11 protein-coding genes are annotated in these 11,357 nt (G+C 69.1%); 3 read left to right on the top strand and 8 right to left on the bottom strand.

All coding sequences use genetic code 11. The features are described 5' to 3' along the window. Positions 1 to 278 precede the first annotated feature (278 nt). The 3 genes from ACFWPS_RS42760 to thyX all read right to left on the bottom strand — a co-directional run bounded on the left by ACFWPS_RS42760 (position 279) and on the right by thyX (position 3,998). Complete coding sequence (locus tag ACFWPS_RS42760) at positions 279 to 1,964, bottom strand: ribonuclease J (protein WP_383716420.1); 1,686 nt, start codon at positions 1,962 to 1,964, stop codon at positions 279 to 281. A gap of 164 nt (positions 1,965 to 2,128) precedes the next feature. After that, positions 2,129 to 3,028, bottom strand: a complete 900-nt coding sequence (gene dapA, locus ACFWPS_RS42755; protein ID WP_383716417.1) for a 4-hydroxy-tetrahydrodipicolinate synthase — start codon at positions 3,026 to 3,028, stop codon at positions 2,129 to 2,131. Positions 3,029 to 3,257: 229 nt separating this feature from the next. Next, on the bottom strand, positions 3,258 to 3,998 hold the full coding sequence (gene thyX, locus ACFWPS_RS42750) for an FAD-dependent thymidylate synthase (RefSeq protein WP_383716414.1): 741 nt from the start codon (positions 3,996 to 3,998) through the stop codon (positions 3,258 to 3,260). A 201-nt stretch (positions 3,999 to 4,199) separates the two neighbouring features. Between thyX and ACFWPS_RS42745 the strand changes: the two genes are divergently transcribed. Together ACFWPS_RS42745 and ACFWPS_RS42740 are read left to right on the top strand one after the other, a co-directional pair. Continuing rightward, positions 4,200 to 4,436 carry a hypothetical protein gene (locus tag ACFWPS_RS42745; RefSeq protein WP_383716411.1) on the top strand — a complete coding sequence of 79 codons (237 nt, stop codon included), beginning with the start codon at positions 4,200 to 4,202 and terminating at the stop codon, positions 4,434 to 4,436. Positions 4,437 to 4,527: 91 nt separating this feature from the next. Beyond that, complete coding sequence (locus ACFWPS_RS42740; protein WP_383716409.1) at positions 4,528 to 5,082, top strand: hypothetical protein; 555 nt, start codon at positions 4,528 to 4,530, stop codon at positions 5,080 to 5,082. Between the two features lie 89 nt (positions 5,083 to 5,171). Here the strand turns inward: ACFWPS_RS42740 and ACFWPS_RS42735 are convergent, their stop codons facing one another. From ACFWPS_RS42735 to rpsO, 5 genes are all read right to left on the bottom strand, one after another. Continuing rightward, positions 5,172 to 5,624, bottom strand: coding sequence for a hypothetical protein (locus tag ACFWPS_RS42735; protein ID WP_383716407.1), 453 nt, complete (start codon positions 5,622 to 5,624; stop codon positions 5,172 to 5,174). A gap of 20 nt (positions 5,625 to 5,644) precedes the next feature. After that, complete coding sequence (gene dapB / locus ACFWPS_RS42730) at positions 5,645 to 6,397, bottom strand: 4-hydroxy-tetrahydrodipicolinate reductase (protein ID WP_383716404.1); 753 nt, start codon at positions 6,395 to 6,397, stop codon at positions 5,645 to 5,647. A gap of 29 nt (positions 6,398 to 6,426) precedes the next feature. Then, positions 6,427 to 7,806, bottom strand: coding sequence for a M16 family metallopeptidase (locus ACFWPS_RS42725; protein ID WP_383716402.1), 1,380 nt, complete (start codon positions 7,804 to 7,806; stop codon positions 6,427 to 6,429). After that, positions 7,803 to 10,028: a polyribonucleotide nucleotidyltransferase gene (locus tag ACFWPS_RS42720; RefSeq protein WP_383716400.1), complete on the bottom strand. Its 2,226-nt coding sequence runs from the start codon at positions 10,026 to 10,028 to the stop codon at positions 7,803 to 7,805. The genes ACFWPS_RS42725 and ACFWPS_RS42720 overlap by 4 nt, the downstream gene beginning before the upstream one ends. 326 nt (positions 10,029 to 10,354) lie before the next feature. Continuing rightward, complete coding sequence (gene rpsO / locus ACFWPS_RS42715; protein ID WP_089098391.1) at positions 10,355 to 10,642, bottom strand: 30S ribosomal protein S15; 288 nt, start codon at positions 10,640 to 10,642, stop codon at positions 10,355 to 10,357. 271 nt (positions 10,643 to 10,913) lie between these two features. Between rpsO and ACFWPS_RS42710 the strand changes: the two genes are divergently transcribed. Further along, entirely contained in the window at positions 10,914 to 11,207 is a 294-nt protein-coding gene (locus tag ACFWPS_RS42710; RefSeq protein ID WP_181804473.1) for a DUF397 domain-containing protein, read from the top strand. The last annotated feature ends 150 nt before the right edge of the window (positions 11,208 to 11,357 follow it).

Raw genomic sequence — 11,357 nt, 5'->3', positions numbered from 1 at the left:
TGCGTTTCCGACTCTATCAGATCTTTTCTCGATCCGATTTCCTCGGTGCTTTCCAGGTTCTCGCTCTCGCGTTTCCCTTTCCGGCGGTTCCGACTTTATCAGAAGTTCTGAGTCGGAATTTCCACCCGGTCCGGGGCACCTGGATCCAGCGCGTGAAGCACTGGGGTTCCCTGCTGGGCGGAGCCGTAAACGTACTGGAGCGGGGCGCCCCGATGCAAATCGAGGCGCCCCGCTCCTGGTTCACGCGTACGAGGGGTCGTACGAACGCTGTACGCGCGTCAGACCTCCACGACGACCGGGAGGATCATCGGCCGGCGCCGGTACGTGTCCGAGACCCACTTGCCGAGGGTCCGGCGGATGAGTTGCTGCAGCTGGTGCGGTTCGACGACGCCGTCCTGAGCCGAGCGTTCCAGGACCTCGGAGATCTTCGGGATGACGGCCGAGAACGCGGAGTCGTCGATGCCGGAACCACGGGCATGGACATGGGGACCGCCCGTGATCTTGCCGGTGGACGAATCCACGACGACGAAGACCGAGATGATGCCCTCGTCGCCAAGGATCTTGCGGTCCTTGAGGGCCGGCTCGCCGACGTCACCGACGGAAAGACCGTCGACGTACACGTAACCGGCCTGGACCTTGCCGGAGATCCTGGCCTTGCCCCCGACGAGGTCGACGACGACGCCGTCCTCGGCAATGACGATGCGGTCGTGCGGGACACCGGTGAGCGCGCCGAGCTCGGCGTTGGCGCGCAGGTGGCGCCATTCACCGTGGACCGGCATCAGGTTCTTCGGCCGGCAGATGTTGTAGAAGTACAGCAGCTCACCGGCGGAGGCGTGGCCGGAGACGTGCACCTTGGCGTTGCCCTTGTGGACGACGTTGGCGCCCCAGCGGGTCAGGCCGTTGATGACGCGGTAGACCGCGTTCTCGTTTCCGGGGATGAGCGACGAGGCCAGGATCACCGTGTCGCCGTCGACGATGCGGATCTGGTGGTCGCGGTTGGCCATCCGGGACAGGGCGGCCATCGGTTCGCCCTGGGAGCCCGTGCAGACCAGGACCACCTCGTGGTCGGGGAGGTCGTCGAGCGTCTTGACGTCGACCACCAGGCCCGGGGGGACCTTCAGGTAGCCGAGGTCCCTCGCGATGCCCATGTTGCGGACCATGGAGCGGCCGACGAAGGCGACCCTGCGGCCGTACTCGTGGGCCGTGTCCAGAATCTGCTGGATGCGGTGGACGTGGCTGGCGAAGCTCGCCACGATGATCCGCTTGCGCGCACTGGCGAAGACCTGGCGCAGGACGTTGGAGATGTCCCGCTCGGGCGGGACGAATCCCGGGACCTCGGCGTTCGTCGAATCGGCGAGGAGCAGGTCGATGCCTTCCTCGCTCAGCCGTGCGAACGCGTGTAGATCCGTGAGACGACCGTCCAGCGGAAGCTGGTCCATCTTGAAGTCGCCGGTGTGGACCACCATGCCGGCCGGGGTGCGGATGGCCACGGCCAGGGCGTCCGGGATGGAGTGGTTGACGGCGACGAACTCGCAGTCGAAGGGGCCGACGCGCTCGCGCCGCCCCTCCGCCACTTCCAGGGTGTAGGGGCGGATGCGGTGCTCCTGGAGCTTGGCCTCGATGAGAGCGAGGGTCAGCTTGGAGCCGATGAGCGGGATGTCCGGCTTCTCGCGGAGGAGGAAGGGGACACCGCCGATGTGGTCTTCGTGGCCATGGGTGAGGACGATGCCCTCGACGTCGTCGAGGCGGTCCCGGATGGACGAGAAGTCCGGCAGGATCAGGTCGATTCCGGGCTGCTCCTCCTCGGGGAAGAGCACTCCGCAGTCGACGATCAGCAGACGGCCGCCGTACTCGAAGACGGTCATGTTTCGGCCGATCTCGCCGAGCCCGCCGAGCGGGGTGACGCGCAGGGCGCCTTCGGGGAGCTTCGGCGGCGGGGCGAGTTCAGGATGCGGATGACTCAAAAGACTCTCCTCACCACGCACGCCACGTACCGGTCGGGCACGTGGCGTGCGTGACGTTCGTGCATAAGCAGTTGTCGTTGTCCTTGCAGGGTGCGGGCACCGGTGGTCCCGCTTTCTTCAGTTGTGAAGCGTCGCTGCGCGGACGGCCGCGCAGAAGTCTGTTGTCAGAGTTGTACCCCGCCGGCGGCAAGATCGATCTTGAGCTGGGCAATCTCCTCGGCCGAACACTCGACCATGGGTGCGCGCAGGGGTCCCGCGGGCAGCCCCTGGAGGGCGAGCGCGGCCTTGGTGGTCATGACTCCCTGGGTGCGGAAGACGCCGGTGTAGACCGGGAGCAGCTTCTGGTGGATCTCGGCGGCCTTCACGACGTCACCGGAGGTGTAGGCGTCGACGAGGGCCCGCAGGTCGGGGGTGACCAGGTGACCGACGACCGAGACGAAGCCGACCGCGCCCACGGAGAGCAGCGGCAGGTTCAGCATGTCGTCGCCGGAGTACCAGGCGAGGCCGGACTGTGCGATGGCCCAGCTCGCGCGGCCGAGGTCGCCCTTGGCGTCCTTGTTGGCGACGATCCTCGGGTGCTCGGCGAGGCGGACGAACGTCTCGGTGCTGATCGGGACGCCGCTGCGGCCGGGGATGTCGTAGAGCATGACGGGCAGCCCGGTGGCGTCGGCGACGGCCGTGAAGTGCCGGTACAGGCCCTCCTGCGGGGGCTTGTTGTAGTACGGCGTGACGACCAGCAGGCCGTGTGCGCCGTCGCGCTCGGCCTGGCGGGCCAGCTCGGTGCTGTGGTGGGTGTCGTTGGTGCCGACCCCGGCCACGACGTGGGCGCGGTCGCCGACCGCCTCCAGTACGGCTCGTACCAGGTCCGATTTCTCCGCGTCGCTGGTGGTCGGGGACTCGCCGGTGGTCCCGTTGATGATCAGGCCGTCGTTGCCTGCGTCCACCAGGTGGGTGGCGAGCCGCTGTGCGCCGTCGAGGTCGAGCGCGCCGTCCGCCGTGAAGGGCGTGACCATGGCGGTGAGGACCCGCCCGAAGGGGGTCTGCGGAGTGGAGGTCGGAGCCATGGGTTACACGCTACTCGGTGCTCACGGCGCGGTCTGCCCTTGGGGTGCGGGGAAAGTCCGGACAAATGCGGAGCCCGGCACTGCCTGCTCGGGGGTTCAAGCAGTGCCGGGTCCGTTTGATCAGGCTAGATGAACTTCGCTAAATGCCGCAATACGGACACTTCTCGAGGCTGATCCGTACATCTGTACCGAGCACGACAAGAAGCGCGCTCAGCGGGCCGCGTCCGCGCTACGGCGCGACCCGGCCGTTGGCGTTGAAGGCCGCATGGGTGAGCGGCATGAGCTTGGCCCACTCCGCCTCCATCTTCTCGCCGACCATCTCGATCTCCCGCTGCGGGAAGGACGGCACCTTGGCCAGCTCGTGCTGGGTGCGCAGCCCGAGGAAGTGCATCAGCGAGCGGGCGTTGCAGGTGGCGTACATCGAGGAGAAGAGGCCGACGGGGAGCACCGCGCGAGCGACCTCCCGGGCGACGCCGGCGGCGAGCATTTCCTGGTAGGCCTCGTACGCATGTCGGTAGGAGTCCTCCATCACGCGGCCGACGAGCTCCTGCTGGCCCTGGGTGCCCTCGACGAAGACGTACTTGCCGGGACGGCCCTCCTGGACGAGCTTGCGGGACTCGCCGGGGACGTAGAAGACCGGGTCCAGCTCGCGATACCGGCCCGACTCCTCGTTGTAAGACCATCCCACCCGGTGGCGCATGAACTCGCGGAAGACGAAGATCGGGGCGCTGATGAAGAAGGTCATCGAGTTGTGCTCGAAGGGGCTGCCGTGCCGGTCCCGCATCAGGTAGTTGATGAGGCCCTTGGAGCGCTCCGGGTCCTTCTTCAGCTCGTCCAGGGACTGCTCGCCGGCGGTGGAGACGCGTGCGGCCCACAGCACGTCGGAGTCGGCCGCGCTGTGCTTGACCAGGTCGACGGCGACGTCGCTCCGGAAGCTGGCCTTGAGGTCGTCGGCGGGGGTGTCGGTCACGGCTCGGAGGGTCCTTCCATCACTTCTCTCGGGCGGCGCCCACTCTACGGCCCGGCACCGACATCGGGGCGTTCGGTACCGGGGCGCAACACACACCGGCAGATTTCTGTGAATTCGGTGAAACCGGGCACCTTTCGGGTCACTCGCCCGTCTGTGTAGATGGCAGACAGTCGTTCGATCCCGAGAGGGGATGCACCGCCCATGTTCGGTCGGCGCGAACCAGTCCCGTTCGCCTTCCTCGCCGAAGCCGACAGGTTCCGCAGCAATGTCGCTCCCCCGCCCCCTCAGCGGTCGTCCGTGAGTCAGATAGCCGGGCGGTGGCTGCTCGGGCTCACCATCGTGGCCGGGCTCGTGGGCTCGCTGGTGCTCGGCATGCCGGCGCTGTCCACGCCGTCCGACGCAGGGACCCAGCAGTCACAGGCCTCCCAGGGGCACTGAACTCTTCCGGACCCCCATGAGTGGTGGGCGGGGACACGGGCGGATAGCCTCACCGGGCACAGCCCACGCATGGATTGAGTGAGGACCAGTCGTGCCCCTGCCCTTCCTGACGGCCGACCGCACCTATGACGCGGCACTCGACAACGCCCTGCCGTACGACGACCGGGACCGCTGGCGCCGCCCCTACCGGCCCGGGCCGTGGCGGGTCGGCGGGGCCGCCCTGTGGCTGCTGCTCGCCTCGTTCGTGCTGTTCGCCGCGGTCGCCCTGGCGCTGACCGGCTCGCTGTCCTCCGCCGGGGCGGTCCTCGGCATCGCGCTGCTGATCATCGCCGCCGCGCTGCGGATACTGCGCATGGGCGTGTGGGTGAGCGCGCACGGAGTGCGCCAGGTGGGTCTGCTGTACACGCGGACGGTGCCCTGGAAGCGGATCGTCTCGGTGCGTACGGCGCAGCAGCCGGTGCGCTGGCTGGGTCTGCCGCGGACCGTGCAGGGGCAGGCGCTGACCCTTGTGCGCAAGGACCGGTCGCAGGAGGACGCCGGCCCGCTGCTGACCACGCACGGGATGGACTTCGTGGGCCGGACGTCGGCCTTCGACCGTGCGGCGGACGCGGTGGAGGCGTGGGCCGCGGAGTACCGGCGGGACTGAGCGCGCCCGCGCGAGAGACGCGGGGATGTACGGCAGGGGGCCGGTCCGCACACCGCGGGCCGGCCCCCTGCCGTACCGAACCGTACGGTTCAGGCCTCGACCGGCTTGCCGTCGTGCAGGGCGATGGCGCGCTGCATCGCCTTGCGGGCGCGCGGGGTGTCCCGGGCGTCGTGGTAGGCGACGGCGAGGCGGAACCAGCTGCGCCAGTCGTCGGGGGCGGCCTCGGTCTCGGCCTTGCGCTTGGCGAAGACCTCGTCGGCCGAGTCCCGGTCGATCCGGCCGCCGGGCGTGCGCCTCAGCTCGTCCACGGGCAGGCCGCCCTCGGCGTCGAGTTCGGTGGCGAGGGCGTTGGCCCTGCGGACGAACTGGGTGTTCTTCCACAGGAACCACAGGCCGATCACCGGCAGGATCAGCACCGCCACGCCGAAGGTGACGGTGAGGACCGTGCCGGTCTGGATGAGCATCACGCCCCGGCTGCCGACCAGGACGAAGTAGAAGAGGAGGACGGCGGCCGTGACGGCGTAGGAGAGCTTCGCGCGCATGAGCAGGGGCCTTCCGGGGCTCAGCCCAGGTCCAGGAAGTTCTCCAGGCCGAAGGTCAGGCCCGGAGTGGTCACCACGCGGCGGGCGCCGAGCAGGATGCCCGGCATGAAGCTGCTGTGGTGGAGGGAGTCGTGCCGGATGGTGAGGGTCTCGCCCTCGCCGCCGAGGAGGACCTCCTGGTGGGCGAGGAGGCCGCGGAGGCGGACGGCGTGGACGGGGATTCCGTCGACGCTGGCGCCCCGCGCGCCCTCCAGCGCCGTGACGGTGGCGTCCGGGGCCGGGGCCGTGCCGGCCGCGCGGCGGGCGTCGGCGATGAGCTGGGCCGTGCGTGTGGCCGTGCCACTCGGCGCATCCACCTTGTTCGGGTGGTGGAGCTCGACGACCTCGACCGACTCGAAGTAGGGCGCGGCGATCTGGGCGAACTTCATCGTCAGCACGGCGCCGATGGAGAAGTTCGGGGCGATGAGCACGCCGGTCTCCGGGGACTGGGCGAGCCAGCCCGTCAGCTGCGCGAGGCGCTCGTCGGTCCAGCCCGTCGTACCGACGACGGCGTGGATGCCGTGGCGTACGCAGAAGTCGAGGTTGCCCATCACCGAGGCGGGGGTGGTGAGTTCGACCGCGACCTGGGCGCCTGAGGCCTCCAGCGCCTCCAGCTTGTCGCCCCGGCCGAGGGCGGCGACCAGCTCCATGTCCTCGGCGGCCTCGACCGCCCTGACCGCCTCGGAGCCGATCCGGCCCTTGGCGCCGAGGACCGCCACGCGCAGCTTGCTCATCTTCGTCTTCGTTCCTTACCGGTGGTGTGTCAGGCGACGGCGTCGTGCAGGCGTGCGGCCTGTTTGTCCTTGAGCGGGCCGATGACCGACAGCGACGGGCGCTGTCCCAGGATGTCGCGGGCGACCGAGCGGACCTCGTCCGGGGTCACCGCCGCTATCCGGGCCAGCATGTCGTCGACGGACATCTGCTCGCCCCAGCACAGTTCGCTCTTGCCGATACGGTTCATCAGCGCGCCGGTGTCCTCCAGGCCGAGGACCGTGGAGCCCTGGAGCTGGCCGATGGCACGGCCGATCTCGTCGTCCGGCAGGCCGTACTCGGCGACCTGGTCGAGCTCGTCCCGGCAGATCTTGAGCACGTCGTGCACCTGCGAGGGTCGGCAGCCGGCGTAGACGCCGAACAGGCCGCAGTCGGCGAAGCCCGAGGTGTAGGAGTACACGCTGTAGGCCAGGCCGCGCTTCTCGCGGACCTCCTGGAAGAGCCGGGAGGACATGCCGCCGCCGAGGGCGGTGTTGAGCACGCCGAGGGCCCAGCGGCGGTCGTCGGTGCGGGCGAGGCCGGGCATGCCGAGGACGACGTGCGCCTGTTCGGTCTTGCGGCCCAGGAGTTCGACGCGGCCGGCGGTGCGGATCGTACGGCTGCCGTCGCGCGGGGCGATGGGGGCGGCCGCGGTGTTCCTGAAGGCGCCGGACTTCTCGAAGGCCGCGCGGACCTGTCGTACGACCTTGTTGTGGTCGATGTTGCCGGCGGCCGCGACCACGAGGTGGGTGGGGTCGTAGTGCTTCTTGTAGAAGCGGCGGATGCGGTCGGCGGTGAGGGCGTTGACCGTGTCGACGGTGCCGAGGACCGGGCGGCCGAGGGCGTTGTCGCCGAACATGGTGTGCGCGAACAGGTCGTGCACGCAGTCGCCCGGGTCGTCCTCGGTCATCGCGATCTCTTCGAGGATCGCGCCGCGCTCGACGTTGACGTCGTCCTCGAGGATCAGGGAGCCCGTGAGCATGTCGCAGACGACGTCTATGGCGAGCGGCAGGTCGGTGTCGAGCACGCGTGCGTAGTAGCACGTGTACTCCTTCGCCGTGAACGCGTTCATCTCGCCGCCGACCGCGTCGATGGCCGAGGAGATGTCCAGTGCACTACGCCGGGTCGTGCCCTTGAAGAGCAGGTGCTCCAGGTAGTGGGTGGCGCCGTTCAGGGCGGGGGTCTCGTCGCGGGAGCCGACGTGGGCCCAGATGCCGAAGGTCGCGGAGCGGACCGAGGGCAGGGTCTCGGTGACGATGCGCAGGCCGCCGGGGAGGGTCGTCTTGCGGACCGTGCCGATGCCGTTCTCGCCCTTGATCAGGGTTTGGGTACGGGCGACGGCCCGCGCCTCCGGAGAGGTGCGGGCCGTCGTCGTGGAGCTGCTCGACGTCACTGGTCGGTGTCGTCCTTTGCGTCCTCGGAGGAGGCCTCTTCCTCGCCCTCGATCACGGGGATCAGGGAGAGCTTGCCGCGGGAGTCGATCTCGGCGATCTCGACCTGGACCTTCTGGCCCACACCGAGCACGTCCTCGACGTTCTCCACGCGCTTGCCGCCGGCCAGCTTGCGGATCTGCGAGATGTGCAGCAGACCGTCCTTGCCGGGGAGCAGGGAGACGAACGCACCGAAGGTGGTCGTCTTCACGACCGTACCCAGGTAGCGCTCGCCGACCTCGGGCATCGTCGGGTTGGCGATGCCATTGATCGTGGCGCGGGCGGCCTCGGCGGCCGGGCCGTCGGAGGCACCGATGTAGATGGTGCCGTCGTCCTCGATGGTGATCTCGGCGCCGGTGTCCTCCTGGATCTGGTTGATCATCTTGCCCTTGGGGCCGATGACCTCACCGATCTTGTCCACGGGGATCTTGACGGTGATGATCCGCGGGGCGTTCGGGGACATCTCGTCCGGCTTGTCGATCGCTTCCATCATCACGTCGAGGATGTGGAGGCGGGCGTCCCTGGCCTGCTTGAGGGCGGCGGCCAGGACGGAGGCCGGGATGCCGTCCAGCTTGGTGTCGAGCTGGAGGGCGGTGACGAACTCCTTGGTGCCGGCGACCTTGAAGTCCATGTCGCCGAAGGCGTCCTCCGCACCGAGGATGTCGGTGAGGGTGACGTAGTGCGTCTCGCCGTCGATGTCCTGGGAGATCAGGCCCATGGCGATACCGGCGACGGGGGCCTTCAGCGGCACACCGGCGTTCAGCAGCGACATGGTGGAGGCGCAGACCGAACCCATGGACGTCGAGCCGTTCGAGCTCAGCGCCTCGGAGACCTGGCGGATCGCGTAGGGGAACTCCTCGCGGGTCGGCAGGACCGGGACCAGGGCGCGCTCGGCGAGGGCGCCGTGACCGATCTCGCGGCGCTTCGGGGAGCCGACGCGGCCGGTCTCGCCGGTGGAGTACGGCGGGAAGTTGTAGTTGTGCATGTAGCGCTTGCGGGTCACCGGGGAAAGGGTGTCCAGCTGCTGCTCCATCCGGAGCATGTTGAGGGTGGTGACGCCCAGGATCTGGGTCTCGCCACGCTCGAACACGGCGGAGCCATGCACACGCGGGATGGCCTCGACCTCGGCGGCGAGCGTACGGATGTCCGTGACGCCGCGGCCGTCGATGCGCTTCTTCTCCTTGATCACACGCTCGCGGACCAGCTGCTTGGTGAGCGAGCGGTACGCGGCGGAGATCTCCTTCTCCCGGCCCTCGAACTCCGGGAGCAGCTTCTCGGCGGCCAGACCCTTGACGCGGTCCAGCTCGGCCTCGCGCTCCTGCTTGCCCGCGATGGTCAGCGCGGAGGCGAGCTCCGGGCGGACGGCGGCGGACAGCGCCTCCAGGACGTCGTCCTGGTAGTCGAGGAAGATCGGGAACTCGCCGGTCGGCTTGGCGGCCTTCGCGGCGAGGTCGGCCTGGGCCTTGCAGAGCACCTTGATGAAGGGCTTCGCGGCTTCCAGACCGGAGGCGACGACCTCCTCGGTGGGCGCCTCGGCGCCGCCCTTGACCAGCTGGATGGTCTTGTCGGTGGCCTCGGCCTCGACCATCATGATCGCGACGTCGCCGTCCTCCAGGGCGCGACCGGCGACGACCATGTCGAAGACGGCGTCCTCGAGCTCGGAGTGCGTCGGGAAGCCCACCCACTGGCCGTTGATCAGTGCGACGCGGACGCCGCCGATCGGGCCGGAGAAGGGCAGACCGGCCAGCTGGGTGGACGCGGACGCGGCGTTGATCGCGACGACGTCGTACAGGTGGTCGGGGTTGAGCGCCATGATGGTGGCGACGACCTGGATCTCGTTGCGCAGGCCCTTCTTGAAGGACGGGCGCAGCGGGCGGTCGATCAGGCGGCAGGTGAGGATCGCGTCCTCGCTCGGCCGGCCCTCACGGCGGAAGAAGGAACCCGGGATCTTTCCGGCGGCGTACATCCGCTCCTCGACGTCCACCGTGAGGGGGAAGAAGTCGAGCTGGTCCTTGGGGTTCTTGGAGGCGGTGGTGGCCGACAGCACCATGGTGTCGTCGTCCAGGTACGCCACGGCGGAGCCGGCGGCCTGCTTGGCCAGGCGGCCCGTCTCGAAGCGGATGGTGCGGGTGCCGAAGGCGCCGTTGTCGATGACGGCCTCGGCGTAGTGGGTCTCGTTCTCCACTAGCGTTTTCTCCGTTACTTTCGTCTGCGTTACGTCTTTTGTCCCGGTCCGCCCGTGTGGCGGGGAGACGGTTACGGAGAAGCGCGCCGTGCTGTGCGGGCCGGTCTTCGATCGAAGCACCCGGGGCTCGCTTCCCCCCGGGGGCCACTACCGAGGACCGGCGGCGGCTTGGGTGCGCTTCTCCTTGTTCGTTGTCGTGCTGTGTCGTGCGTATTGCGTTGTGCTACCACACTACAAAGCGTGAGTGACACTCCGCACGTTTCCGCACGTACGGCAAAGGGAGCGGCCCCGGGTGTCTCTCCGGGAACCGCTCCCTTCACGGCGTCTTACTTGGCGCCCGCCGCACCGCGGCGGATGCCCAGGCGGTCCACCAGCGCACGGAAGCGCTGGATGTCCTTCTTCGCCAGGTACTGCAGGAGGCGACGGCGCTGACCGACCAGGATCAGCAGACCACGACGGGAGTGGTGGTCGTGCTTGTGGACCTTGAGGTGCTCCGTCAGGTCGGAGATCCGACGCGACAGCATGGCGACCTGGACCTCGGGGGAGCCGGTGTCGCCCTCCTTGGTACCGAACTCGGTGATGATCTGCTTCTTCGTAGCGGCGTCGAGCGACACGCGTACTCCTCGTAGTCTTCGCATGGCCACCGAGTGCCCCCGGTCTTTGCCTCGGGGGAGCTTCCGTTACTCGGGAGGCGGGTATCCGTTGGGCGCGGCCTCCAGGGTCCGCGGGGGACTCCGGGGGTGCGTACACAAACGGCCGTCGTCAAGGGTACCAGTGCCGGAGGGGGGCTCTGTCCTGGGGTTGTGGAAGAAAGTACGGGCCCGGCACGACCGCCAGTAGTGTGACGGTCACAGCCCATGTACGAGGGGAAGGGGTCGCTGCGGGATGAGCGAGACGGCTGAGGAGATGAAGGCGCGCAAGGAGCGGGAACGGGACGAGCTCTACGCGCTCGACATCTCGGGCGTCGAGTGGCACTGCGCGCCCGGTACCGAGCAGGACGAGGAGCGGGTCGAGATCGCCTACCTGCCCGAGGGTGCGGTGGCCATGCGGTCCTCGCTCGACCACGGCACCGTGCTGCGGTACACGGAGGCGGAGTGGCGGGCGTTCGTGCTGGGCGCGCGGGACGGCGAGTTCGACCTGGAGCCGAACGAGCGCAACGGCGGTCTGGCCGCCCAGTGAGCGGCGGCCCGGCCGTCCGGTGACCGGCATCGATGGGGCGGCACGCACGCGTGCCGCCCCATCGCGGTCCGGCCGCGGGGCCGGCGCGCCGCCCGCGACCGCCGCGACGACCAGGACAACGGCCAGGACGACGGCCGCCACCGCGCCGAA

Source organism: Streptomyces sp. NPDC058457, assembly GCF_042720695.1.
GTDB lineage: Bacteria > Actinomycetota > Actinomycetes > Streptomycetales > Streptomycetaceae > Streptomyces.
Note: the sequence above shows the minus strand (reverse complement) of the source record. Positions and strands in the feature narration are given on the sequence as shown.